Here is a 26942-nt window from a genome sequence, read left to right as displayed (position 1 = left end):
TTTCGTTTTTCGAACTTCATTTTCGAGCTCGGCATCGTTATTTCTTGGCCGGAATTAGAATATACCATGTATAGAAGACCATTGCAAGTGTTTTTATTATTTTATTTAAAATAACCCACTTCATAACCTTTTATCCCGGAATTATGTTTCTTCTATAGGAAAACCCATCATTAAGCTCACCAGTTCTTGAGCTGTGATCTCCCCTACTATGCCCATTACCCACTTGATTAATCCTTCAATCTCTACATCTCAAAAAGTCAGATCTTTATTTATTAGAAAAGCCAGTTTCCATCCACGATGGAAACTGGCTTTGTAGGTTATAATTCCGTACTTCGTTATTACTGTCCGTTCCGAGTCTTAATTCCATAAGTCGCAATCCCGTATGGACGGATCTCCAATGAATACGGACGATGTCCAGGATCTGCAAGCGGCGCCGTGCGCTCTTCCAGAATATTGGTCTCGTACAGATGCTCATGCGGAACAAGGACATCCAGAGCCAGCTCTACAGGCTGCTCAGCCATGTTGTACCAGCGAACCAACAAGTCGCCAGTCTTTTCGTTCATTTTTAGAGAAGAAAATGCCGCCGCTGTACCCTTCCATTGGAAAGGTGTATAGCCCGAGGCAAGCTTACCTTCATGAACTCCTGTCTGGAGGACAGTCCACGGCACCTGGAATTGATAGGCCTCAGTATACGCACCGGACGCAATGCCATCCCCGCTATGCGGGATCAGTTGCAGCTGTACCGTATGCTCGCCCAAGCACTGAGCTTCCGGAGTCGGGAACCAGCCCCAGTCCCCTAGCTCGCCCACGCTGCGCAACAGGGTAACAGCCACTGTATTGCGGCCATCCCGCAGGATCTCGTATTCATTGAGCCCCAAATTAGCTACCGTGAGTCCGGCTTGGTCACCGCTGACATCAACAAAGTTCTGCTGATGCTGGGTATTGCTCGGGTTCAACCATTCGCTCGCCGGTACATTATCCCGGGTAGCAATTTCGAACATGGAATCTGCATGGTGCACATCAGTTACCAGATCGGTCGGGAACAACATCCGTACCCGGTGATCTTTAGCGTTGTTATTAATAGTAGATTCGATGGACAGACCTTTGCCCTCCCGTTCGAGCGAAAGCACGGTACGAAGCTTCAATGTAACGGTCTCACGGCTGCGCTGCGCCTTACGTTCCGGGTAGTAGACAAGGGCCCGCTGCTCTGCGTCCAACAATTCATCAGCTGAAGCAGGAATTTCCCAGTCATGGACGATTTCAATCGCAGCCCGGAAAGAGGTATCTTCAAGCACACGGATGCCTGCTTGCAGTCCTTTGGTGGTCAGCGGAGTCTCACCATCCGGCTGTCTGTACATATATTCATTACCGATATCGCCGGTATTCTCATAAACACCAAGATCATTGTAAGAAGTATTATTGTTCTTATCGTGCAAGGTGAACGTGCCGTCATCAGCAATCTCCACTTTAATTCCGTCGTTCTCAAGCACTCTTGCTCCCTTCAGTAAGGAAACAACTGCTGGAGCCGGCTCAGCCGACTTCACCCAGGCATAGGTACGTAGACCAAGCGCAGGAACATCTGAAGCTTCAAACGTGAGTTTGATTTTGCGGCATGAGTAAGGCTGGCGGAATTGATTATCCGGCAAGTCATAGCCGAAGCTCAGCCCGAGGTCTTCAATGGTGTAAGATACAGCGGTGCCGTTCTCATCCACCAATTGATGTCCATCAAGGGAAACCTCTTGCATGCGGCGGGCGGTCTCCTCCAGAGAGAAGCCTTCACGCAGATACAACCGTGCTGCATCCAACTCCACGCTGACTGTACCGGTACGGTTCCAGCCTGTTGTATTCGTAACGACAAATGGCACCGCATCATTGCCGAATTTACTATAGCCGGAAGTATCAACGGCTTCAGCGATAAACCGGCCGCTGTCTTCTACAATGCTTTCGGCAACATGGCGGCTTTTATCAAAACGGGTAACCATTTCCCGGTGCACTTCATCCACGCTGCAGCCGCAAATACTGTCATGTGGATGGTTCTGCATCAGTGTCTTCCAGGCATAGGTGAACAGATGATGCGGATAAGATTGTCCTGCAAGCTGAGCGATGGAGGCCAGCGGTTCTGCCACTTTTTCCAGGATGGTTTGACCCTTTTGGTTCATCTGCTTCAAATAGACACGTGCTGAGGCCGTGTTGACCAGGGTGCCCCAACCGTCCGTGCGCTGACTGCGCAGTTCACCTTTTACAGAAGAAAGCTCGTCTTTCAGGCTGTCTTTCAGGGCATCCAGATAATCCGGGAAGTTGGAATGAACAAACTCCGTATCCGGGTAGAGCGCCTTCGCTGTCTCGATTGCTTCCGGAAGATCGGTCTGCAGCGGTTGGTGGTCACATCCGTTCATATACAATAGCTCGCTGGTCGAAGCATATTTCTCAGCATCTGCAAGCTTGCGATCCCAGAATTCCTTAGCAGCCCCTTCCTCTACCGGAACTTCGTTGCCGTTGGAATACCAGTTCGCGAACAGGATACCAAGAATTTTGGAGCCGTCCGGTCCCTCCCAGATCAGCTCGGAGTAGGAGGACTCATAATCGCCGTCGGAGACCGTGTTATTGAAGCCGGTCGGCTTCACGCCACGTCCGAAGAACGCGTTGGAGATCCCGGATTGCAGCATCAGCTGAGGAATTTGTCCGGTCAGACCAAAGGTATCGGGGAAATAACCGATTTTGGACGGTGTTCCGAATTTCTCAGCATCCTGGTGCCCGATCTGCATGTTGCGCACGTTAGCTTCACTGCTCGTCAGGAATGCATCCTGCAGAATGTACCAAGGTCCAATCAGAATTCGCCCTTCACGGATATAGTGCTCCAGCTTCTCCTTGTTTTCCGGGCGAACCTGGAGATAATCCTCCAGAATGATTGTCTGTCCATCCAGATAAAAGCTCTTGAAGGCCGATCCCTCATCAAGCTTCTTCAGTAGTGCATCCACCAGTTGAATCAGACGAACGTGATGCTTCTCGTAAGGCAAATACCATTCCCGGTCCCAATGCGTGTGGGATACGATATGCGCTGTTCTTTTTTTAGCCATGAACCCCTATCTCTCCTCTCACCTTAGCCTTTGCGGCTAGAAATTGTTACTTCATCCGGTCTGTACACGGACTGCAAGCGTCCTTCTGCATCCACCGTGAACAGCACCGAGCGTTCTTTGTCCAAAATAAAGCTATATACGGTACCCGTGCTAACATCCTTGATTTCTACCTCTGTGTCCCAGGCATATTCGGAGACGAACACAAACAGGGCGCCCTCTGCAAAATTCAGCTTCCGGCCGTACACTCCCGGCAGATCACCACCGTTGTGCCATTGCAAATCCTCTTGAACCCCGGAAATCCTCACCGCATATCTGTACAGTGCCGCAATCGGCTCATCCCGTTCGTTCAGCTCCAGCGGCAGCGGGCTCCAGATCAGGCGTCCCTTCCCGATAGCTACCTCTACTACAGCATCGCCTTGTTCAGATTGAGCAGTGGCGTTCGGAACCTCTTGCACAGACACTTCTTTAATAAGCTCTGCAATCCTACGCTGTCCGTAGGAGACTGGGAACAACACTCCGTTCAGGTTCAGCCGTTCTTCCCTACGTACATTATGAAGCTCCCGGCGACCCAGCAGATGATCCAATCGGTCTGTTGGCTGCCAGTATGCGTCAAGGCCAAGACTGCCAGTCACCACCAAGGTCGCGCCAGTACGCTCAACGAAGGACAGCAGCTTCTTCATGGCCTCATTGTCGATATTGTGTGCACTTGGCAGCAGGATCAGCTTCGGCGGCTGGGCTTCCAATGCGTCCAAATCATATTCCGATACTCCACGGAAAGGTAAATGCAGTTGGTAAGACATAATCCGTGTCAGGCGTGTTGTGGCATCATAAGCCAGCTTCCGGTTGGAGAAGTCATTGGAATACGGGAAAATAACTGCAATGTCTTCCAGCTTGCGTCCGTCGAATATTCCTCCGGCTTCGCCGATAAAACGGCCGAAATCATAGGATACATCTGCTTCTGGCTTCTCGGTACCGTCCGCACGGACAGCACCGATCTGTGATTCGTTGGCATTATCCATATAGAAGTTCGTATTCCAGATCCATTGCACAGCACCAGCACCGCCAGTAGCAAAAGCATAGGCATACTTGCGCTCCAGAATGGACCGCAGCTCTTCCTCACTCCGCTTGGCCCGTCCGTCCGGTGTCTCTACGTACATAATGCCGGTCTCCTGGATCAGATTCGGCTTGTTCGCCGTTTTGGCGAAGATGCCGCTCCACAGCAGACTGTCATTCAACCACCAGGTGTGGACAGTCGTGTAATCCACAGCCTCTTCATAGAAGAAAGGCGATGGCCGCTGCGCTCCTAGTGCCTCGTCCTGTCCGACAGTAACCATATGATTCGGACACAGCTCTTTAATCGTTCCGTACAGCTCCTGCGCCCAGACATTATGCATATCCATCGAGAACAGGCAGTAATCCAGCCAGCGCGTGCCGCGTTTGCCTGAATGAATATCCTGGATGCTAAAGTTAATATCGCTTTGCTCAGGAGGACGGGCAGCTGCGAAGTCCGGCAGCTCCAGCGGTGTCATGTTCCAGTGCTCCTGCAAAGCTGAGATGTTCCCGTGACGTTGTTCCAGCCAAGCGGAAAAGGCCTTGATCTCATGGATATCTCTGGCTGAGCTAGGTCCGTCCGAGAAGATCCGCGGCGGATCGAACATCGACGGTTCGTTAATTAGATCCCAATCCACATGAGTTGTGGAGCGGTGCCGGGAGATTATCGAGCGAATGAACCGCTTCTGGGCTTCCACGCTGCGGGGATCCAGATACGGGTTCGTGCCCTCCCAAGTCTCCGGTGTGAAGGAGAAGAAGGTGAACGTCACCTGCAGATCATGCCGCTTCGCAGTCAGGAAGAAGGCGTCGATGGCCCGCAGCACTTCCTCCGAGGCGTGTCCATCTACTTGCATTACATTCCGGTAAGCCGTCCAGATGCCGGTACGAATCCAGTTGATTCCCGCTTTCTTCATTTGTGCCATATCGCGGTCCCAGACGTCAGCGTTCGGCAAGAACAAGAACTTGCGCGCCACGTCAGAAGTCATGTAGGTCATACCCACCACCGGCAATGGCTTTCCGTTCTTCACAAAATAATCTCTGCCAGCCGAAACTGGCTCACCTTGCGTAAGCAAAGCTTCATCATGGCCCCACAGGCCTTGACGCAGCACTCGCACTTCGCCATCCTCTGATTCAGCCCGGCAAACCAGCCGGTACAGCCCAGGCTGAAGCTCAACCGGAACCGGAATCCGCAGGATGTTCAGCTCGCGGGTAACTTCAACCGTGCATTCATGGTTGAATACCGCTTCCTCACCCTCTTTATTAAGAGTGAAGGACAGCTTCCACTTTGCAACTTCCGCAGAAGAAGTGTGACTGCTCAGTCGCTGGCTTTGCAGGCTGAGCACAGGGCGTTCGCCCGGCTCGTAGGAAGCATAATTCGGCTTCAACCACAGCTCCGTAACGCCTTTGGCCGCAAAAGCAGTCCAGCCTGCCAAAGCAGCCGCTCCACCGTTCTCCCAGAAGCTCTGTCCGAGCGGCTGGTTAATGAACAGCCAGCGTCCACCCTTAAAGGGTCCGCCAACATGCTCCCACAGAACGACTGGGGCCGAGATTTCCCGCCCTTGATCTGATACACCCTTCAAGAGTGCATAGATCCGTGTATCCATTGGTCCGCTGGAGCCCATTTGCTCCGGCAGATCACTGCTCTTCGTAACATGCGGCACGAGATTCCAGGTATCCGCAACCGGCAGTAACTGCTCCTGCCCGGCGAAGAGTGGAATATCCTGGTGTGAGACATACTCGCTGGCCCGTTCCCCACTACTTACCCGCAATGCTTCATGAATATGAAGCTGACGGTGGTAAGCCGTCTGCTCCGCTTCAATATGCCATTCACCGGCTTCCCAGCGCACCGGATGTTTGAACGGTGCGCCGCCAGCGTTGATTAGTCCCCCGCCTCTTTGCAGATAGGCGACAATAGAAGGCCATGCTGCCTTAGGAAAATATGGCGCATGCAGATTAATGAAGACGCCGCCTGCCTGTGCAGCATCCAGTGCTTGCGCCAGCTCGTGGGCATTCACGGATGCCACGGAGACAGCCAGCAAGCCTGTCTCAATACCCTGCACTGCTCCGGGTGCAAGTTCTCCCGGAAACAGCGGGTCACAGAAAACAATTACCCCTGCCGTGCTCACAAAATCCCCTCTTTCATCGCCCGGTAGACAAGCTGCGAGAAGAGACTGTTCGACCAGGCGAACCAGCTTCTTGTAAAGACAGACGGGTCGTCAGCGTGGAAGCCTTCATGCATATATCCTGTTCCAGCGTCGGTGTTTTCCAATAGCTTGATCATTTCCAGCTTCTCTTCAGTAGTTTGTGCCGTAATGCCCTGCATGGACAAAGCCATATGCCAGATGTAGTTCTTCGGCGTATGCGGGCTGCCGATGCCTTTGGCGGCTGTGCCTTCAAAGTAGAACGGGTTCTCTTTGCTGAGCGCGAACCGTCTTGTGTTCTGGTAGATCGGATCATCCGCTGTCGTATATCCCAGGTAAGGGATGGAGACCAGTCCCGGTGTTCCCGCATCATCCATCAGACAGTAGTTACCGAAGCCGTCTGTCTCGTAGGCATAGATTGGACCGAATTCCGGGTGGCGGTAAATGCCATACAATTTGATGCCGTGATCCACTTCAAATTCCAGTTCCTTCAGCTCGGCCAGGAAATCCAGGTCACGGAAGACCCATTCTGCGAATTCCTGCATCTGACGAAGGGTCACAACAGCGAACATGTTGCCCGGAATGTTGTAGTGGAAGTCGCAGGCATCGTCACTGGAACGGAAGCCTGACCAGATCATGCCGGTGTAGTTGACCGGCATGCCAAGTCCGTTATTGCGCAGGGAATCCTCGGGAATGCCGTTATTGCGGCTGAACCGGTATGGTGACTGCTCAAAGTGATGTTGCTCTCTTTTGAACAGATCGAAGATTAGACGCAGGGCCGACTTGAATCCGGCATCGAAGAAATCGGTAAGTCCTGTTTCTTTCCAATACGTATACGCCAGACGGATTACGAAGCACAGGGAGTCAATCTCGAACTTCCGCTCCCACACCCATGGCGACATTTCGGTCACGTCGGTTGTATTCCAGTGCCAATCATTAGCCGATTCGTTAAATGCATTCGCATAAGGGTCGACATGAATGTACTGAATATGACGTTTGATCAGCCCTCCGATGATACGCTGCAAGTCTGGATCATTCTTCGCCAGCGGTACGTAGTGAATAACCTGTTCCACAGAATCGCGGAGCCAAGAAGCGGGAATATCCCCGGTAATGACAAAGGTAGTTCCGTCATCCAGCAGCTTCGTGGTCGTCTCCAGCGTATTTGGGAAGCAGTTCTTGAACATCTGCAGCAGCTTCGGACGGTGCGCCAGCTTCTCTTCGGCTTCTGCCAGCACCTCCTGTACTGCCTTTGGCAGAGTAAGTTGTGGCATCGCTATTTTGGGTAGTCTGAATTGTTCCAAGGAATATACTCTCCTTTATATTTGCTATCGTAATGATAAAGATTGAGCTCAGGAAATTTACATGGGTAACAGCGCAGAAAATGATTGGACTTCCAGTTGAATTACTCTTTCACCGCACCTACCGTAAGTCCCTGTATGAAGTAGCGCTGGAAGAACGGGTAAGCGAAAATAATTGGCCCTGTTGCCAGTACGACCATCGCCATCCGCGATGTATCCTGCGGCATGGAGCGCAGTGCTTCGATGCTGAGCGAGCTGTTCTGTGAATTCTGTAACAGGAACTGCATGCTGGTCTCAATCCGCATCAGCATGGATTGCAGCGGCACTAGATTGGGATCATCTATATAGAGCAAGGCGTTGAACCAGTCATTCCAGTATCCCAGTGTGCTGAACAACGCAATCGTTGCCAGACCTGGCAGTGACAGCGGCAGCACCAGGGTGAGGAAAATCCGGAACTCGCCTGCTCCGTCGATTTTACCGGATTCAATAATGGCGTCAGGGACGCTGGTGGTGTAGAAGGTCCGCAGAATCATAATGTAAAAGGCGTTGACCGCCAGCGGTAGCACCAGCGCCCAAATGGTATCCTTCAGGTGCAGCAATTGAGTTACTACGATATAAGTTGGTACCAAACCACCGTTGAACAGCATGGTGAAGAAAGCAAGGAACGAAAAGAAATTGCGGTACCGGAAGCTTTTACGCGAAATAGCATAAGCATAAAAAGACATAAATAGCAGACTGACGATCGTTCCAAGTACAGTAACTAGAATAGTCACGCCATAGGAACGAAGCAGCATATCCCCGGACTCAAAAACATAACGGTATGCTCCGAGGCTCCATTTGGACGGGAATAACCGGTAGCCGTCTCTCGCCAGCGCCCCTTCATCAGTGAAGGAAATGATGACAACGAACAGAAACGGAAATACGCAGAGGAAAGCAAAAATTCCAGCGATCAGATTAAATAACACATTCAATGGTTTGGACAATTGATGAAAATCGCGTTCTTTACGCGTAATTGATGACATATGGGCACACTCCTTTCAGTTGAGTTAGAACAATGCGCTGTCCTTGTCGTATTTGCGCACTATATAGTTCGAGAACATGACGAGCGTGAACCCGACGAGCGACTGATAAAGACCTGCCGCCGTACTCATGCCGATCTCACCTGTACTCTTAAGACCTTGATAAACATAGGTGTCAATAACGTTCGTGACGCTGTACAAGGTACCGGAATTACGAGGCACCTGATAGAAGAGGCCGAAGTCGGCATAGAAGATTTTCCCCACGGCAAGCAGGGTCATAATGGTAAGAATCGGTCTTAAGAGCGGCAACGTAATGCTGCGGATCTGCTGGAGCTTGCTGGCTCCGTCGATCATCGCTGCTTCATAGAGCGACTTGTCGATCCCCATAATGGCAGCCAGATAGACGACGCTGTTGTAGCCCACGGCTTTCCATAGATATACGAGGATGAGGATCAGCGGCCAATATTTCTTTTCCGAATACCATTGCACAGACTCCGCACCGAAAAAGCCCATAATCTGGTTCAGCATGCCGCGTTCGGAACTGAGGAAGCTGAAAGCAAAGTAGCCGACGACAACCCATGACAGAAAATAAGGCAGGAACATTCCGGTCTGATAGAACTTAGCGAGCTTTTTATTAACGATTTCCGATAGCACGACTGCCATCAGAACAGACAAAACTAGTCCGACTATAATAAATGCCGCATTATAGAGCAGCGTATTGCGTGTAATGATATAGGCGTCATTGGTGGTAAACAGGAACTTGAAGTTGTCGAGCCCCACCCATTTGCTGTTGACGATACTGGCCCAAAATCCGTCTCTACTAAAGCGATACTCTTTAAAAGCGATAACCGTTCCTAGCATCGGTAGATATGAAAAGAAGAGAAACCAAAGGGTACCCGGTAGAACCATAAACAGCATAACCTTGTTTTTGTTGATATTTCCGAAAAATTCTCGGGCCATTCTCACAGTGAATCCCTCCTGAATGGTAAAGAAGACCGGGCAAGAGTCTCGCCCCGCCCGCGTCTTCTATTCCAATGATTTATTACTTGTTGTTCGCTGCTTTCCAAGCATCAATTTGCGATTGGGCTTCAGCAATGATCTTATCGAGTCCAGCGGCTTTAAATTTCTGATTGGCCTTGGCCAGGTATTCATCCGGATCTACGGTTCCCGTCATCAGCGGCGCCCAGAATTCTTCCTTCACGTTCTGCACAGCAGCGATCTCACTTGTTACTTTCGAAGTGTCAAAGTTGAATCCGAGCAGCGGAGCGTTCACACCAGAATCGTTGAATTTCTTGAAGATTTCCCATTTGTCAGCAGGGTCTTCTTCGTTCAGGTAGTTAAGCATGATGTTACCGAGCGAGAAGGTAGGCATATCGTAGTTCTTGGATTCCGGCAGGTTCTTCATCCGGTCCTCTCCAACTTTCTCGTAGTGCACGCCTTCGATCCCGGAGTCGATCATATTGCGAAGTACCGGATCAGTATTAAGCAAGTTCAAGAATTCCATAGCTTTCTCTGGGTTAGGGGAGTTAGCAGAGATAGCCTGCATGGAACCCATAACGGACCAGTTATAAATGTACGGCTTGCTTGCTGGTTTGGAGACTACCGGATAACCGTAGCTCGCCGACCACAGGTTGTCCGCCATCGGCTGGCTCGTTGCACGATCCATGAACCAGTTGCTGGACTTGTAGAGATCGTCTACAGAAGTCGTTGTGGCTACTTCAGGCGAAATGTAACCTGCCTTGTAATATTTGCGAACGGTTTCAAGACTCTTTTTCAATTCCGGCGTTTCCAGAATGTTCACGACTTTATAATCCTTGGTGTCCATATATACAGCCATCGGCATTTTCTCGATGATGTAGTCGAACGGCAATACCGGCATGTAATCCTTCACCATCGCATAAGGTGTGATGTTAGGCTCTTTCTCCTTAATGGTCTTCAGCAGAGGCTCCAGGCTCTCCAAGGAGTCCACTTTGTCGATATCCAGCTTGTACTTGTCCACCAGGTCTTTGTTGAAGCGCCATACTTCTTGAGCTGGAAGCTCTTTGTTCGCAGGAACCGCATAATTATGACCGTCTACTTTGGAACCTTCTAGGAACGCAGGGTCAATGGTGTCTTTGATGCCTTTGCCGTATTTCTCAAGCAAGTCATCCAGTTCCATGAACGCGCCTTTGCGGGCATTTTGCACATAATCGAAAGCCCAGGAGCTGGTGAACATAATATCCATCGGCTCACCGGAAGCGACCTTCACCTGCATTTTTTGTGTATAGTCACCGAAATCAATCATGTTCATTTTCAGCGTTGCGTTGATCTTAGGCTGAATATATTTGTTAACTTCGTCCACAACCATGTTCAGGTCCTTTTGCGGAGGCCCGATCGTGTACCAGATCAGTTCAACTGGCTTCTCCGATTTACCACCGTTCCCGGAAGCATTCTCATTGTTGGTATTGCCTCCTCCACAAGCGGTGAGCGCAAGCGAGAGTGCCATCATGGATGTCAGTACCAGAGATAATCTTTTTTTGTTCTTGCTCATGTTTGTATAACCTCCCCTTATGTTTACCTCAGTATCGCTGCATAACCCGGAATTATACCTCGCGATATTTCCTTTAAGGACTATTTATACTGTAATTTATGAAAGCATTTTCAAACAGAAGCTAAACTAAATAAAAGGTGTAAAAAATAAAGAAAAGGACTTGCTTAGCGCGTAAGCTAAACAAGTCCTTTATATTCCGTAGGGGAAATCCCTACATGCTTTTTGAATTGCTTGTAAAAGTATCCAGTCTCCCAATATCCCACGTTGCGGGCGATCTCGTGAACCTTGAGCGGAGAGGTTCGCAGCTGCTCCTTGGCTTTCTCAATCCGGTACTTGTTGATATACTCCGTGAACGATTCTCCAACTTCCTTATGGAACAATTGCCCCAGATACACCGGATGAATATTATATTGTGTCCCAAGGGTCTTTAGTGAAATGTCTTCGCTGTAGGATTGATGAATATGGTTAAGCACCTGCTGGACTACAGGGCTTTTCACATCACGAATCAGTGCATCTATAGTGTACACGGCCGCTTCTTTCAAAATATCCGCCCAATCGGCGATGGATGATGTCGCGCGGATTTTATGAAGCCCTTCTTTAAAAAACTCAGGTTCCTCCGCATGCCGGATCTCCTTGAGCTGCATCTTGAAGCGGATTAGCCATTCCGTGGCGATATCCTGGATCAGCTGGGGTGTAATCCCCTCCACCCTACGCAATTGCTCAAAATTATCATCAATCCTTTGCAGCAGCCCCTCCGTGTCCTTCGCCATAATCAGCTTGAGGTCTTCTTCCCAGTTCACTGGAAATTCCAGATTGGCCTCCTCTTGCCTTTCTTGCAAATCCTCATAGCAGATATAACTGTGTTCGGGGAACAACATAAAATATTCTTGCGCCCGCTTCGCCTGCGTATAGCTCAGTGCTGCATTGTCCTCGGTTTCCTGTACGCTTCCTATCGAAAGATACAGTTGCTCGTAGGCAGCTAGCGCCGGAGTGGCCAGCAATTGCCGATGAATAGCTTCTGCTGCTTCCTTGCCGCGTTGGTATTCACTTAGCATGTGCACCAGCACGATGTCCCCATCCATATCCTGAAACGGAATGACGCCGGGAATACCATGCAGAACCTCAAGTACCACAGGAAACGCTTCAGCTAGGCGTTGCTCAGACCGCAGCAATGCAACCTGTGTCAGCGGCTTATCGATGACTATGCCCAGAAAGCCGGCCCGCTCCTGAAATTCCTGCGGAGCAATCTGATTTCTTAGCCAACGGTGCATGACATTATCTCTTAGAATTGAAATGCTGTGCTCGTTCAGTTTATAGTCTGCTCTGGACTCATTCAGCTTCTCGGCGACGGTACTAAGTGTAGCCTTGAATTCTTTCAGATTAATGGGCTTCAAGAGATAATTTTCAATACCGAGAGCCATTCCTTCCTTTAGATACCCAAATTCATCATAACCGCTTAAAATGATGAATTTAAGCTCTGGCTGGAATTCCCGGACTGCACGGATGAGGTCCAGACCATTCATCAGCGGCATGGAAATATCCGTGATCAGTATGTCCGCCCGCACTGACTTCAAGGCCTCCAGCGCTTCCTGCCCGTTAGCCGCCTGACCAACGATCTCCATTTCAAAGCTGGCCCAATCGACAATATCATACAGCCCTTCGATGATGAACGGTTCATCATCCACAATGAATATCCTGTACATGGCTCACTCATCCTCTCCCAAATCGGGGAAATACACCGTCACTGTCGTACCCTTACCCTCTTCGCTGTTCAGTTCGAGGCCATACTTCGCTCCATACATCAGCTTCAATCGCTCGTGGATGCTACGCAGACCGAAGGACTCCGATGACTCATCCGTCTGATGAAGCCTTTGCTGCAATTCCTCCAGTCTAGCTGGAGAAATGCCACGCCCGTTATCTGTTACTATAACACGAAGGATATCTCCTTCTTTAGTTACAGCAACAGTGATGTGATTGTCGTTGCGGTCCGCCCGCATGCCGTGCAGAATGTAATTCTCGATAATGGGCTGCAGCGACATTTTCATGACCACTGTTCCCTCTAGCTCCCGCTCGCAACGCAGTTCGTAAGAAAACCTGTCCTTATAACGAATACGGAACAGCTCAAGATACAGCCGGCAAGCTTCCAGTTCATCCTTCAGCGTATGTTTGGGCTTGGGATGCACGTAGCTTTTGAATAGTACCGACAAGCTATATATCATCTCGCCGACATCCTCGGCCCCCTGTGAAATGGCCCGCATACGGATAACCTCAAGCGTATTATATAGAAAATGGGGATTCACTCTGGCCTCCAGCGCCGCGATCTCCGTATGCTTCTGCTTGATCTCCGCCTTGAATACCCGATCAATGTAAATATTGAGTTCATCCAACATATCGTTGAAGCTCTTGGAAATCTGGCCCAATTCATCTTCCTTGACATCAGTAATCCGGGCATCCAGATCCCCGTTCTTGACCTTCCGCGTGAATTTGATAATGCCTTGCGTCCGTTTGGCGATACTGCTGATGATCAATGAGGCTGTGATAATGGCAAACACACTACAGAACAGACAGATGGTAATGATCATATTCCGCAAGCCGCGATAAGTCGCCGCTATCTCTTCCTTCGGTACGATGCTGAGCACTGTGAAGCCTCCCTGGCCGTGTGTCAGCTTCGTAATCGTCATGCCGTTAACTTCTTCGCCATCCGTGTAGGCGGAACTCACCAGCTCCATATTGGGATATTTGGCCCCGTAATATTTACCTGACGAATCGAACAGCACGTCGCCGTCGGCCGACAGCGCCAGGATGGTTCCTTTGAAATCCTGCCTATCGTTGCCCATCCCTTCCCACACCCGCTCAGCGTCGAAATAGACGAGCAGTTGACCAATATTACGCAGCGACAGCTTGTTATTAATGGGACTTCGCACTGAGAACATCGGTGTGTCGGCAAGAGCAATGCTATTGCGTACCCAAATATTCGGGATGGAGACATTACCCGCTTCTTCCACATACATGGCATCGGGAACAAAGGAATGGGCTGCATTCGTAGGGATAATCTCAAACTGCTTGTGCGTATTATAGACATAGAGCTGCTGCTCTGCTGCGCTATATAATATTAGGCTACGGATGTCGGGATTATCCTCAAGCTTGTTCCTGAAATACTGCACGGTGTCGGTGGTTGAATTGCTCTCGCTGAAATACCGGTCCAACCGGTAACGGACATAACTCTCATAGGGATGCTCCAACAGGTACGCTGTATTCGAGGTAAGCTCACTGTCCCGGTAAATATCGATCATCATAGACTGCACCAGGTCATACTTCTGCCCGATATAATGACTGACACTCTCCACCGCCCGTTTCTGAATTTCCATTTGCCGCTGTACTGCCGCCTGAGACATGAGATTGAACATCAGGTAAGAGAACGTAATGATGGTGACGACCGCAACGATCGAGAACAACAGGATGATCTTGATGAATACATTATGTTGAAAATACTTTCTGTAGATCTTCCCCGGAAGCATGATCATCCTCCTGTCCTTTGATGTAATCGCGCGCTTATTTGCACTGCTATCCCTATATTATATCACGAAAATGATAGCGCTTGCGGGAATGCCCGTCTTGCAAACTATCCCAAAAATTAAAGATTCCCTGCAATAATTAAAGATCATGCAGGGACTACATTGGAATTTCCGGAGCTTTGGCGGCAACGTCCAGCCAAATATTCAGTTGTTCTTGATCCGCAATTTCGCCCATGACCACCTTCCGGATTGTTCCCGCCTTATCTATGATATAGGTAGCGGGCAAGCCAGAAATGCCGTACAGGCCGGAGACCCGGCCGGTAACGTCTATAATAACCGGAAACAAGAAATTCTGACTCTTCATATATTCGGAGATGGTGCCTTTGGAATCCCCCACATTAACCATCAAAGCCGTCATCTCGCCACTGCGGGCACGGGAAACGTCATGAATTAACGGCATTTCTGTCACACAAGCTTTGCACCACGAAGCCCAGAAATTGATCAACACCACTTGACCGCGATAGTCAGAGAGCCGCACCTGCCGGCCTTCGGCCGTGACGGCCTCAAAGTCAGGGGCGGCTGCCTGAGCGATCACTGCGGAGTCAGCTCCCTTTTCCCCAGGAATTACAGATTGTACAATGGCCCATACTGCTGCAGCAATCGCAGCCAAACTGATTAAGATAGTGCGCATGCGACGAAGCTTTTGATGATGATTCCGCACAAGATTACCTCATTTCAACCCTAGACTGTGGTTAAAAGCTTCATACAGGGAGCCGTGCTGGTCCCGTATATCCCTTGTCGGACCCTCCCCGACGCTACGTCCCCCACTGAGAAACAATATCCGGTCCGCTACCCGTTCGGCAATCTCCAGCTGGTGTGTGGAAAAGATGACCGTATGTCCCGCCTCACGAATGTTCTGCAGCAGCCCGGCGAACTCATTCATCCAGAACGGGTCCAGTCCGTTTGTCGGCTCATCCATAATAAGAAGTGGAGGCTCACCCAGCAGCGCCTGGGCAAAAAGCACACGCTGACGCATGCCTTTGGAGAAGGTATTCACTAGACTCCTGCGTTTCTCTTCCAGGCCTACAAGAGCCAGCACTTCTGTGACCCGTCGTCTGGGGACGCGCCGCAAGGCAGCCCAGAAGGATAATACCTCTTCCGCCGTTAGCCCCTGGTTAAACTGATAGTCGTCCGGCATGTAGCCAATTTGCTTTGCAAACTGTTTGCGCTGGGTATGCCAGCGAAGACCGCCTACAGTGATGTCGCCTGAGGTTGGCTGAAGAATGCCGGCGATCATCCGCAGCACTGTGCTTTTTCCCGCACCATTGCCTCCGCATAACGCCAGGATATTCCCTGCCGGAAGATTGAAGGCGATATTTTCTACAAGAGGCTGCTTCTTGATAACTTTGGTCAGTCCAGTCACCCGGACCATAGCTTCATCCACCGATACGCCCCCCCTCCCAAATCCGGTACACGCCAACAATAGAACACAGAATCCAGAGCAGGCACACGCCCATAAACAATAAATTCCCGTTCGGACGCTGAATCCACTCTACCCACTGGAAGTATTCAGGACCTAGCACAGACCCGCCCCCAAGCTTAACGACTACAAACAGACGTACTAGCTCAGCAGGATTGATGAATGTCGCAGCTACAAGCAGTGGCTTAACCCATAAATAAGGAACCATGCCTAATATAGAAATTAAAAGTGTCGGCCAGCCAATCACGGCGAAAAACCAGATGGATACAGAGATCGTGAGCGCCTGCCAGCGGTTTCGCGATAATGAACCAATAAATAAGGCAAGGGTGAGAAACAGAAGAACCAGACCTGCCGAGAAGGCCAGGAAAAGAAAATAAGTGGAACTGTCAAAACTCGTGCCTAGCAGGCCACTGATCAGACCCATCAGCCCATAGCCGAAGCCAATGATCACCAGCAGCACAACAGCCAGACCAGTGTACTTGCCGATGATGAAGGATAGCGTTCCTATGGGGTAGGTGGATAGGAGCTGCCAACTGCCCTCCTCCTTCTCTGCAGTCAGAGAGAATGAACCCAGAAACAGCGTCATCAGCGGCAGCAGATATAACACCAGACTAAGCATAGAACCTGTTATCGCAGAATATCCCTGAACGATATTCTGGGAATTAATGATTAGCAGACCTAAGCTGAACGTACAAAACAGGACCAAAAAAGAATAGGCCCAGGGATTGCGGAAACCCATTTTGACTTCCCTCCGGGCCACTTGCAGTATATCGGTCATAGTCACCTCTCCAGCCTTTAAAAATCACTTGTGTCCCATGCCTTCATTCATATGGCCTTCCCCATGATTCATGTCCATGTCCATGGCGGAGCTTTGTTTCCATTCATGTGAGGCAAGATCGTCTGCACTCAGAATGGTTCCTACACCCTGCTCCTTGACGAAGGCTTCGGCCGATGCCCGGTCCTTGAAGCTGATCACTCCGTAGGCCATTGGCGTACGTAAGGCTGCATCGTAGACATAACTTGCTTTGCTGAACTGAATCCACGATTTGTCGTTATAATCCCGTACGAAATCCATCCCGATCTTGTCCGTCCCATTCTCTTTCTTCCATTGATTCATGCAGCCCACATCGTCGAACTTGTAATTCTTGCCGTCCTTCGTCGTTAGCTGTGTCGCAAAGGCATCATCCTTGACCTGCATATTGCAGATGGCACAGACGTCAACTTCTTCATTGATAGGAAGTGCTTCATACTTCTTCGCACCACAAGCGGTTAATACCACCAGCATCAGTAGACTGAGCAGTAGTAGTCCGGCACTTGTTCTTACTTTCATGATCGTAATACCCCCAAATATATTATTGTAATAACCGAGACAAAGAGCAGCAGCCAGCCGGTCACCATCACAGTTCCATCCTTCCGAACAGTCCCTATGGGTGCTTTTGTATCCAACTTCATCAGCGGTGCCTGATCAACTGATCCATTCGCTTTATCCCCTGCAAACATGTCACTCAGAAAATTCATTCCTGGAGATTGAAAAAATAGCTGATAAGCGGAATTACGAGAAATTAACCGCTGATAGAATGGATTAATGGCATACGGAATATCGCTGATTCCATTCCGGTCCACATCCAGCCCCTGAAAGGAATCCCAATAGTTCCCGTCCATCACGTTCTCTGTGCTGTCTACGGCTTCGGCATCAATAACGTTAGCGATGAATCCATTTCGGTGAAATTGATTGCCCGCAGCCTGACTGAGCTGAATGCCTATGAAATTGCGGAGTGCCACATTGTCTCTCAATTTATTCTCGGCAGATTTTTCCATATATATGCCTACCCTGTTTCCTTCAACTAGATTATTAGTAATAGAAGAGGTTCGCACATCGTACAGCAGGATCCCTTGAGAATGCACATTCCGGCTTTGTTTGGCAAAAGAATTACCCGAGACGACCACATTCGTCACCCCCATCACCATTGCGCCGGTGGTATTGTATTCCCCAACATTGTTGGTAATCTTCGACCCGTTGATATACATGCAATGGATGCCGTAGCGTAAATAAGTTAACCTGTTCCCGTCAACAGTCGTGTTCCGGCTATTCTCCAGATAAATGCCATCTCGTAGATAGGAGATTTCATTATTGCCAATCTGACTGCCGTGGGAATTATAGAGATCGATGCCGTTTCCCCGTTCCCCTGCTGGCTGACCTTGTGGAATGAACCAGCGGATACGGTTATGGATAATCTTCGCCCGGTCGGCGTCGCGCAGCATGATGCCATACCCACCCGTATGAATGGCTAGTCCCTCCAGCGTCACTTCATTGGCCTTGACCTGAATCGCCGTAGTTTTACCGTCTTGATCATGTTGAACATTTATCGATTGCAGGGTCACACCATCTGCGAGAATCGTAATGGCCGGATCCCCTGTGGTATTGATCAGCGTAGCGGAGCCTCCCCCTCGAAGGGTGACTCTTGTGCGGATCACGACAGGTCCTTGATACGTTTCAGGAGGAAGATCAATGGTATCACCGGGCTCGGCCGCATCAATGATATCTTGAAGAGAACGCCCCGGAGGATATGATGCGGAATCCGCATAGGCAGGCTGTGAGTACAATGGAAACAATAGATCTACAACCAATAAAGGAAGCAGGAGCAGAACCAGAAACTGTCGGCTGGCACGGGAATGGCTATATTTCATCATTTGGACTTCGGTACACTCCTTAGCTCCGTCTGGAAAATAAAAAACCTGCACAATTGTTGCACAGAATAAAGCGTTTCCGGTTCAGCCCATAGTATACCTAAGCAGACACTATTTCCCTATGGCCCGATGTAGCTATATTTACAGAGAGAGTGTGTCTAACGTGTGATATGTATGTTTTGCAGCCGATCTGGTTACAGTAACAGCAAGTTTATCAAGGTGAGGAGGCGCAAGGACCGATGGATGATACCCACGAGTATGTGGAAAAGCTGCATGACACGCAGAAAAAAGCGGAGAAAAGCAAGCACCGGGGACAAGGCAGTCCTGAAGCAAAGCTACCCAACAAGCAGCATAGTACCAAAAAATAAAAGTATTCGGGGAGTGCAGTAGTTGGACTACAGCCTTCCCGAATACTCATAACAGCCCGGCTATCCGTGAAGGGATATGCCGGGCTGTTTTATGGGCTGAATCTTTTATGGGGTGAAGCTTAATCGTATTATTTGCTTAGTTTTGCAACGCCTACAGCCACTTTCTCCAATTGTGCTTTGGTGAGGCTCTTATCTGGGGAACTGATTGTTACCACTCGGTCATTCAGGTTGAAGCCCAGCAGTTGTGTGTCGCTGGAAGGACTGTACCATTTGGCTTTAACGCCATTGGACAGTTGAACTGCTTGGCTGGCATAACCGCCTGAATAATCTCTAGCCGAAATCACGATTCTCATATGCTTGAACAGGAAGCTCACGCCGTCATCGGAGGCAGCTACTTTATCGAAGGCATCGCCTTTGGTCATTTGTGTTGGGGCATAAGCCGTCTCAAAACCTTTAAACTGGGCAAAGGCCTTCTGAATGGCTTCTTTTTGCGCAGCGGTGTATTGAATCGCCGACAGCTGGGTAGTCGATCCACCATTGCTTGGTGCAGAACCGCCGTCATTTTTGCCTATGATGACCTGATTGGTTTTACCGTCAAAAGTAACTGGCACTTTCAGTGCATCCGCCAACGCCCGAACCGGCAGGTAAGTTGTATCCTTGTACGTAATTGGTGCCAGCTTGTTGCCGTTGCCATCAACCGGTGTATAAGCAGATCCGTTGACTTTGAAGCCAAGGCCATGATTAAGGTACGCGCTGATCTTTTCTAAATTCGTTCCTGCATATACCCCTGCTGATCCTGTCACTGCCATTCCGAACACCATTGTTGCTATGATCATTTTTTTGCTTTTCATTTGATATCGTCTCCTTGAAGATTGATTTGTTGTTCTGCATTTCTTAGTCTTATTAAACCAAGGAGTTGTTTCTAAACTGTATCCATGATGTAAAGAAGTATTTCACGGTGGAGCGTAAGACTATTTAAGCTTAACTTAAGATCCGCACGTAAGACTCGGTCGTCACTACGGTGAATGTTTGGACTTCCGGTCGCTCTTTTTCCCAGATTTCTTATTTATAAGCCGCTTTTAGCGGTTGAAATCTGGCGATAGTCTATGCTTCCGATGCTAGCTTTCCTACTGAAAGCTTTCAGGCGAGCGCTTCGCTCCTACAGTTCCAACCATTCCCCTTCGTTCCTTCTCGCTTTTTGTTACTTTCTTTTGTTCGTCTTATATAGTCACAAAATATCCTCCTTAAACAAGCCAGGAGAGGATGATTCCAGCATCTGGAATTTAAGATATCGTGATATACTTAGTGAATCTGCTGCACACATTCTATTCATTAGGAGAGGGTTCAACTTGAACAATCCACATTGGATCGCACCTGAAACGTATAATTTGACTTCGGAAATGGAACACCATCCCCCGGAAAAAATAGCACTGAAATGGCTTAGTGAAAACGGAGACTACGAGGAAATCACTTACGGGGAACTGCGCAAGCAGGCCAACCGCCTTGCTGGAGGATTGTCGAATCTAGGTCTTCACCAGGGAGACCGCGTACTCGTTATGGTTCCAAGAAAAATCATTGCTTATGTAATCTATTTGGCCTGTCTGAAGCTGGGACTAGCTGTCATCCCTTCATCTGAGATGCTGCGCGCCAAGGATCTATCCTATCGGCTGCGGCACTCGGAAGCCAGAGCTGTAATCGCCTGGTCCGATACTACTAATGAAGTAGATCTCATCGCTGACGATCTGCCTGCCCTTGATTACCGACTGGCCGTGACCGGAACGACTGAGTATCAGGAAGAGGCCACTGGCTGGGTACATCTGGAGGGCCTCATGGTCGGTCAACCGGATGTCTATCCGGCAGCGGCCAGCCATCGGGACGATATCGCTATATTGGCTTACACCTCCGGTACAACTGGCAATCCCAAGGCAGTCGTGCACAGTCACGGTTGGGGTTATGCCCACTTGAGAATTACGTCCTCGCTTTGGCTCGACATTCGCGAGTCGGATACTGTCTGGGCAACCGCCGCGCCGGGCTGGCAAAAGTGGATCTGGAGCCCCTTCCTGTCCGTACTAGGCAACGGGGCAACCGGTTTTGTTTACCATGGCACTTTTGGGCCGAAGCGTTATTTGCAGCTGCTACAGGATCATGCCATTCAGGTCTTGTGCTGTACGCCGACAGAATACCGCCTGATGGCCAAGACAGAAGGGCTGGAGCACTACGATCTGTCTCAGCTCCGCTGCGCCGTCTCCGCTGGTGAACCGCTGAATCAGGAAGTCATTCATACCTTCCAGCGGCACTTCGATATCACGATTCGTGACGGCTATGGCCAGACCGAAAGCACACTGATTATTGCTGCGCTGAAGGACAAGCCTGTCCGAATTGGCTCCATGGGTCAATCCATCGCGCCGGGCCTCGTAGAGGTTATTGACGAAGATGGTATTCCGCTGCCGCCGGGAATTGTTGGAGATATTGCCGTGCATCTCAGCATGCCAGCCTTGTTCAAAACCTACTACAAGGACCCTGACCGTAAGGCCAACGCCTCGCATGGTGAGTACTTTGTCACCGGAGACCGGGCGCGCAAGGACGAGGACGGATATTTCTGGTTCGAAGGCCGTGGCGATGACATCATCATCAGCTCGGGCTATACGATTGGCCCTTTTGAAGTAGAGGATGCACTTATGAAGCATGCCGCTGTCAAGGAATGTGCCGTTGTCGCTAGTCCTGATGAGATTCGCGGCCATGTAGTCAAAGCCTTTATCGTACTCAAGGATGAACATGAGGGCACAGACGGATTGGTTAAGGAACTCCAGACCCATGTCAAGGAGATCACCGCCCCTTACAAATATCCGCGCAAAATCGAATTTGTCACCGACCTGCCCAAGACAGCCTCCGGAAAAATCCGGCGGGTGGAACTGCGCCAGCAGGAGCAGAGCGCTGCGGAGTAAGTGAGAATGTCTGAATAATGTCTATTCTTTATTTTCTTTCTATACAATGAATTATGGAAAGAGAGGTGGCTTGGAATGGGGACGAACGAAGATCTCAATGAGGGTACGCATCAGGAAGTTTTTTTCTTGAAAACCCGGGAGACTAGAACTCCTCTTAGAATAGACCCGGCTATACGCTGGTACAACGAAGAAATGGAGTTTGAGACGACCCGTGAAGCCTACGAATGGGTATCAAGCGACGCGTATAATAAAATCGGATACGACTATGACGGATATAGAACGACCGATTCCAAACTGGCCTATGCTCTACTGTTTGAATTAGTTCGGGCTAATACGGCCGGCTTTGGAGATCGAAAGGTTTTTGCAGATGAAGAATACGTCGATAACGACAAAATATTCTATCTGGTATGGGTACAAGCCGCAGAGCAGACTTGAATCATTATAAAAAAAGCAGCCCCATCGGGCTGCTTTTTCTCTGTAAACATAGGAAAACTACTTGTCCTCCGCTACTCCGACCAATAGGAGGCATCTGGATTCATTTCCGCTCCTACCTCGCCTTCCCTGATCAGATCGCAGTCTAGATAACCGTCTTCATCGAGGAAATACACTTCTTGGCGGTAGAACTCGCTAAGCGTCTCCAGGAACATAGCAGGAGAATCATACATTACCACTAAATCTCCAAAGTCGTGAAGCAGATCGCAAATCCGCTCTGTACCATCTGCAGATCGATAGTAGCAGATGAAATCACTTCCATAATTGGTCAGGAGGGGCAGAGCTATTCCCTCTACCGGATGGCCTTTATCTGCCAGTATCCCTGCCAGCACCTTCATCTCCTGCTCATATTCGTCTCTGTGAATCAGGCGGTATCCCGGCACAAACTCAATAAGACTTGGTTCCTCTTCCTCGCTGCTTGTACCTGATACTGTATTATATATGGCCGCTAACAGTTCTGGCAGTTCAGGCACAATTGCCGCTATTCCCGCCTCGCTCTCCGCTTGTCCCGTTCCCAGGCTGGCAGAGTATCCGGGCCGTAGACTGTCCGATAATTGAAGGTACTCCTGAAACTTTCGCGTTAAATTTTGAACTGACATGTCTTCATCCTTTGCATCTGTAGGGTAGTGTTATCTACTCTCTATTATCCCCAATGTGCCTGCCGATGCAACTCCTGACGTCACCTCTATTGATATATCTGGCTGCCGCCCACTCTGAACTCAGCAGATTTCTCGCGCATCCCAGCAACGATGGCTTCCTGCTCCTGCATGGGATCATCCTGCACTCTTCCAGAGTTGCGAATATCGTGAGAAATACGCATACTGCAGAATTTCGGGCCGCACATGGAGCAGAAATGGGCCGTCTTGGCGCCTTCCGCTGGCAGCGTCTCATCATGATACTCCAGTGCCCTCTCAGGATCGAGCGACAGATGGAACTGATCCCGCCAACGGAACTCAAAGCGTGCTTTGGACAGCGCGTTATCCCGCTCTTGGGCACCTGGATGGCCTTTGGCCAGATCAGCGGCGTGGGCAGCAATTTTGTAAGCAATCACACCTTCCCGCACGTCGTTCTTGTTCGGCAGTCCCAAATGCTCCTTGGGCGTGACATAGCATAACATCGCCGTCCCGAACCAGCCGATCATGGCTGCCCCGATAGCGGAAGTAATATGGTCATAGCCCGGTGCAATGTCCGTGGTTAAGGGACCCAGCGTATAAAAAGGCGCTCCATGACAATGCTCAAGCTGCTTGTCCATATTCTCCTTGATCAGATGCATCGGCACATGGCCCGGACCCTCCACCATGACCTGAACATCATGCTTCCAAGCCAATGTCGTCAGTTCACCCAGCGTCTCCAGCTCCGCGAACTGGGCCTCGTCATTGGCATCAGCGATAGATCCCGGCCGCAGCCCGTCTCCCAGAGAGAAGGCGACATCATAGGCCTTCATAATTTCACAAATCTCCTCGAAATGCGTGTAAAGGAAGTTCTCTTGATGATGGGCCAGACACCAGGCCGCCATAATCGACCCGCCACGGGAGACAATACCCGTCATTCGTCCGGCTGTCAGGGGGATGTAACGAAGCAGCACCCCAGCATGAATTGTAAAATAATCCACACCCTGTTCCGCCTGCTCAATCAGCGTATCACGGTAAACTTCCCACGTCAGATCCTCTGCTTTTCCATTCACCTTTTCCAAAGCCTGATAGATCGGCACAGTACCGATCGGCACTGGAGAATTGCGGATAATCCATTCCCGGGTATGATGAATATTTTTGCCGGTAGAGAGATCCATAATGTTGTCAGCACCCCAGCGGGTGGCCCACCTCATTTTCTCCACTTCTTCCTCGATGGAAGAGGATACAGCAGAGTTCCCAATATTCGCGTTGATCTTCACAAGGAAGTTGCGCCCGATAATCATCGGCTCACTTTCCGGGTGATTAATATTAGCTGGAATAATGGCGCGTCCGCTCGCTACCTCATCCCTAACGAATTCAGGACTAACATTCTCCCGAATGGATATATACTCCATCTCAGAAGTGATGATACCTTTTCGCGCGTAGTGCAGCTGTGTAACATTCCGGCCAGCTTTTGCCCGAAGCGGGTGCCGTTGCAATCCCGGGAACGCCTCCACGGCCGATTTTCCCATCGCATGTCCGTTATCTTCTGGTTTAATAGTCCGTCCCTGATACCATTCGGCATCCCCACGCTGCTCAATCCATAACTTACGGTGAGGCAGCAGCCCCTGACGAATGTCGGTCTCAATCTCGCTGTCTGTATAAGGTCCGCTAGTATCATAGACACGTACAGGGACATTCTCCATTTCGCCGGCAATACCCTCGGTGCGGCTGAGCTCAATCTCCCGCATGGGTACCCGGATATCGGGATGTTGCCCTTCCACATACACCTTGCGACTACCCGGAAAAGCTGAAAGGTCCACCTTATCATACTCTCGTTTCTTGTCCTGCTCGTGTTCATGTGCCATCTTATGCATCCTCCTGTACTATGGGATATAAATAAGACAAGCGCCAAAAAAGCCGCTCCATGTGGAGCGGCTTTATCCATGAACAGCCAGCAAAAAGACATAGCTATACAGAAAAAAAGTCCCGTCTCCACTTTCCTACGCTGGTATGATCCAGATCAGGTTCAAGGGTCCGGGAATGCAATTTTCCCGTCTCAGCCCATTCAGGCTCCCCTAGTGGTTATCTTATTTAGTTAATATATAAGTTAACGGTATAATTGGAATTCGTCAACACCCGCTGCCGCCATAAGGCCGGATGTTTTGTGCTAAGAGCGGATAACCAGCCAGCAGACGGATAACGCCAAAAACCCTCTCCTGTCAGAGAGGGTTAGTTCCTGCATAAAACTATTTAGCCGATTGCCATTTGCTCTCCAGCCATTGGTCAAAATCGGCGCCTTTTTCACCTTCGTAAGCGTCGTAAATGTCGATTCTCATCTTCTTGAACTTCTCTTTGAAGTCCTCATATGAATGGTCTTTCGGCAGACTCTTCTTGATTCTCAGCAGAATCTTGGATAAGCCCTTAAATAGTTCAGGTTTGTTCTTGGACGGTTCCTGAACCTCTTCACCAAAAGCCACCAGCGCACGGTAAGCCGCCTCTTGTACGGTATATACAGGATCGTTCTCCACCAAACGCTTCAAAATATCAATAACCTGCTTATGCGGTGTAAGGCCAAGCTCCTCCACTGCCGCCAGGCGGGCTTTCCAATCCGCGGAACGACCCGCTTCCTTCTTTAACTGCTCATAATTTTCCGGCAGCTCTTGCTGCACTTCTTCGTTGTTCAAAAGTCACAATTCCCTTCTATAATCAATCTGTACCAATTCTACCGTACCGCTGTCCCCAATATCAATCTTTTGGACAAACAAATAATTATCCCGTCTTACCGTCCCCGGGCTCTTCCTTCCGCATACCAATGCGGGACCAATCTTTGAAAGTGATCATAGTCCTCGAACGCCATCCGGCAGCGCGCCTGCATCCCCTCAATATCAGCCGTTCCGAACGGAATCGCCCATTGGATTGAATAGAGCGAAGTATAGGCCACATACAAGGCGTGTCTGATCCAGAAATCCTCAGGGGGAGGCCCGCCGAAATAACCATCCAGCTTCCCTCGTGTAAAAGCAATACTACGCTCCCGGTCGAATGCTTGCAGCTTGTAAAATTCTTCAGCATAATCGCCGTTATCCCAGCGATTGAAGTCGATGACGCCAATCCGGCCCTCACTTGTGTAAATATGATTTCCGATATGGAAGTCGCCGTGCTGATACACTTTTTCCACTTGAGAAATCGCCCCGATATGCTCCCTGACAAAAGCAATCGCCATCACGTCACCTGCAACCCGGAAGGGGCAGTCCTTCTCATACTCCTGCACTCTCTGTAATATCTTGGCCTGCATTCTACTTTCCCAATCTGCCAGGTCACAGTTGTTCGGAATCGCATGAATCTGCTTGAGGATTCTTCCGGCTTCAACACCAAGTGCATACTGTTGTTCTTCTGCCAAAGACAGCAGGCAGTCCTCCAGCGGCTGGCCATACACCCAAGTCAAAAGCATATATGTACTGCGCTCCGCTCCTTCACCCCATGCGCCGAAATCTACTGCCCGCGACATGGGAAAGTCGAGCTTATTGACCATCCGAATCATTTCATACTCCGCTTGCTTCTGTGCATGATTCTTCCCGTCCGACACCCGCAGCAGAAGCTTGCGGCCGCCGGTGTCCTCGATATAATACTTTTTATCATTAGACCAGCCCTTGAGGACAGGCTCTATCTTCGTCCATGCGCTCGCGCCGGGAATACCCAACAACCGCTCCACCTGCATCCCTCCTGTA

General features: G+C 49.8%; 21 protein-coding genes and 1 riboswitch. Of the genes, 3 read left to right on the top strand and 18 right to left on the bottom strand.

Features of this window, described 5'->3' with window-relative positions; all coding sequences use genetic code 11:
- Positions 1–338: 338 nt before the first annotated feature.
- From ACFRAM_RS20995 to ACFRAM_RS20935, 13 genes are all read right to left on the bottom strand, one after another.
- Positions 339–3077: an alpha-mannosidase gene (locus tag ACFRAM_RS20995; RefSeq protein WP_379467744.1), complete on the bottom strand. Its 2739-nt coding sequence runs from the start codon at positions 3075–3077 to the stop codon at positions 339–341.
- A gap of 23 nt (positions 3078–3100) precedes the next feature.
- Positions 3101–6253: a beta-galactosidase gene (locus tag ACFRAM_RS20990; protein ID WP_379467742.1), complete on the bottom strand. Its 3153-nt coding sequence runs from the start codon at positions 6251–6253 to the stop codon at positions 3101–3103.
- Positions 6250–7569 carry a glycoside hydrolase family 125 protein gene (locus tag ACFRAM_RS20985; RefSeq protein ID WP_379467740.1) on the bottom strand — a complete coding sequence of 440 codons (1320 nt, stop codon included), beginning with the start codon at positions 7567–7569 and terminating at the stop codon, positions 6250–6252. Before ACFRAM_RS20985 ends, ACFRAM_RS20990 begins: the two co-directional genes overlap by 4 nt.
- A gap of 101 nt (positions 7570–7670) precedes the next feature.
- Positions 7671–8588, bottom strand: a complete 918-nt coding sequence (locus tag ACFRAM_RS20980; RefSeq protein ID WP_175369755.1) for a carbohydrate ABC transporter permease — start codon at positions 8586–8588, stop codon at positions 7671–7673.
- Positions 8589–8612: 24 nt separating this feature from the next.
- A complete protein-coding gene (locus ACFRAM_RS20975) occupies positions 8613–9545 on the bottom strand; it encodes an ABC transporter permease (RefSeq protein WP_175369764.1) in 933 nt (310 codons plus the stop codon).
- A gap of 82 nt (positions 9546–9627) precedes the next feature.
- On the bottom strand, positions 9628–11115 hold the full coding sequence (locus ACFRAM_RS20970) for an ABC transporter substrate-binding protein (RefSeq protein ID WP_379467738.1): 1488 nt from the start codon (positions 11113–11115) through the stop codon (positions 9628–9630).
- A gap of 176 nt (positions 11116–11291) precedes the next feature.
- On the bottom strand, positions 11292–12818 hold the full coding sequence (locus ACFRAM_RS20965; protein WP_379467737.1) for a response regulator: 1527 nt from the start codon (positions 12816–12818) through the stop codon (positions 11292–11294).
- Between the two features lie 3 nt (positions 12819–12821).
- Positions 12822–14633, bottom strand: a complete 1812-nt coding sequence (locus tag ACFRAM_RS20960; protein ID WP_379467735.1) for a sensor histidine kinase — start codon at positions 14631–14633, stop codon at positions 12822–12824.
- A gap of 154 nt (positions 14634–14787) precedes the next feature.
- On the bottom strand, positions 14788–15351 hold the full coding sequence (locus ACFRAM_RS20955) for a peroxiredoxin family protein (RefSeq protein ID WP_379467733.1): 564 nt from the start codon (positions 15349–15351) through the stop codon (positions 14788–14790).
- A gap of 9 nt (positions 15352–15360) precedes the next feature.
- On the bottom strand, positions 15361–16074 hold the full coding sequence (locus tag ACFRAM_RS20950) for an ABC transporter ATP-binding protein (protein WP_379467731.1): 714 nt from the start codon (positions 16072–16074) through the stop codon (positions 15361–15363).
- Entirely contained in the window at positions 16067–16888 is an 822-nt protein-coding gene (locus ACFRAM_RS20945) for an ABC transporter permease (protein ID WP_379467729.1), read from the bottom strand. The genes ACFRAM_RS20950 and ACFRAM_RS20945 overlap by 8 nt, the downstream gene beginning before the upstream one ends.
- 24 nt (positions 16889–16912) lie before the next feature.
- The gene (locus tag ACFRAM_RS20940) at positions 16913–17440 is read right to left on the bottom strand and encodes a nitrous oxide reductase accessory protein NosL (protein WP_379467727.1); all 528 of its coding nucleotides are present in this window, start codon (positions 17438–17440) and stop codon (positions 16913–16915) included.
- Positions 17437–18801: a NosD domain-containing protein gene (locus ACFRAM_RS20935; protein WP_379467724.1), complete on the bottom strand. Its 1365-nt coding sequence runs from the start codon at positions 18799–18801 to the stop codon at positions 17437–17439. The genes ACFRAM_RS20940 and ACFRAM_RS20935 overlap by 4 nt, the downstream gene beginning before the upstream one ends.
- 236 nt (positions 18802–19037) lie before the next feature.
- On the opposite strand from ACFRAM_RS20935, the gene ACFRAM_RS20930 reads away from it, so the two are divergent.
- On the top strand, positions 19038–19166 hold the full coding sequence (locus tag ACFRAM_RS20930) for a DUF4023 family protein (protein ID WP_083205578.1): 129 nt from the start codon (positions 19038–19040) through the stop codon (positions 19164–19166).
- A 128-nt stretch (positions 19167–19294) separates the two neighbouring features.
- Here ACFRAM_RS20930 and ACFRAM_RS20925 read toward each other — a convergent pair whose 3' ends face one another.
- A complete protein-coding gene (locus tag ACFRAM_RS20925; protein WP_379467722.1) occupies positions 19295–20017 on the bottom strand; it encodes a stalk domain-containing protein in 723 nt (240 codons plus the stop codon).
- Between the two features lie 549 nt (positions 20018–20566).
- Between ACFRAM_RS20925 and ACFRAM_RS20920 the strand changes: the two genes are divergently transcribed.
- Both ACFRAM_RS20920 and ACFRAM_RS20915 read left to right on the top strand, forming a co-directional pair.
- The gene (locus ACFRAM_RS20920; protein ID WP_379467763.1) at positions 20567–22111 is read left to right on the top strand and encodes an acetate--CoA ligase; all 1545 of its coding nucleotides are present in this window, start codon (positions 20567–20569) and stop codon (positions 22109–22111) included.
- A 75-nt stretch (positions 22112–22186) separates the two neighbouring features.
- A complete protein-coding gene (locus ACFRAM_RS20915) occupies positions 22187–22546 on the top strand; it encodes a hypothetical protein (protein WP_379467720.1) in 360 nt (119 codons plus the stop codon).
- Between the two features lie 71 nt (positions 22547–22617).
- Here ACFRAM_RS20915 and ACFRAM_RS20910 read toward each other — a convergent pair whose 3' ends face one another.
- The 4 genes from ACFRAM_RS20910 to ACFRAM_RS20895 form a co-directional block, all read right to left on the bottom strand.
- Complete coding sequence (locus ACFRAM_RS20910) at positions 22618–23202, bottom strand: hypothetical protein (protein ID WP_379467718.1); 585 nt, start codon at positions 23200–23202, stop codon at positions 22618–22620.
- 86 nt (positions 23203–23288) lie between these two features.
- Positions 23289–25082 carry a phosphomethylpyrimidine synthase ThiC gene (gene thiC, locus ACFRAM_RS20905; protein WP_379467716.1) on the bottom strand — a complete coding sequence of 598 codons (1794 nt, stop codon included), beginning with the start codon at positions 25080–25082 and terminating at the stop codon, positions 23289–23291.
- Positions 25083–25197: 115 nt separating this feature from the next.
- Positions 25198–25304: riboswitch (TPP riboswitch) on the bottom strand.
- Between the two features lie 159 nt (positions 25305–25463).
- Entirely contained in the window at positions 25464–25901 is a 438-nt protein-coding gene (locus ACFRAM_RS20900; protein ID WP_379467714.1) for a HEAT repeat domain-containing protein, read from the bottom strand.
- 95 nt (positions 25902–25996) lie between these two features.
- The gene (locus tag ACFRAM_RS20895; protein WP_379467712.1) at positions 25997–26926 is read right to left on the bottom strand and encodes an aminoglycoside phosphotransferase family protein; all 930 of its coding nucleotides are present in this window, start codon (positions 26924–26926) and stop codon (positions 25997–25999) included.
- Positions 26927–26942: the final 16 nt, after the last annotated feature.

Source organism: Paenibacillus sp. NPDC056722 (assembly GCF_042790635.1).
In the GTDB taxonomy this organism is placed as follows: domain Bacteria; phylum Bacillota; class Bacilli; order Paenibacillales; family Paenibacillaceae; genus Paenibacillus_AQ; species Paenibacillus_AQ agri.
Note: the sequence above shows the minus strand (reverse complement) of the source record. Positions and strands in the feature narration are given on the sequence as shown.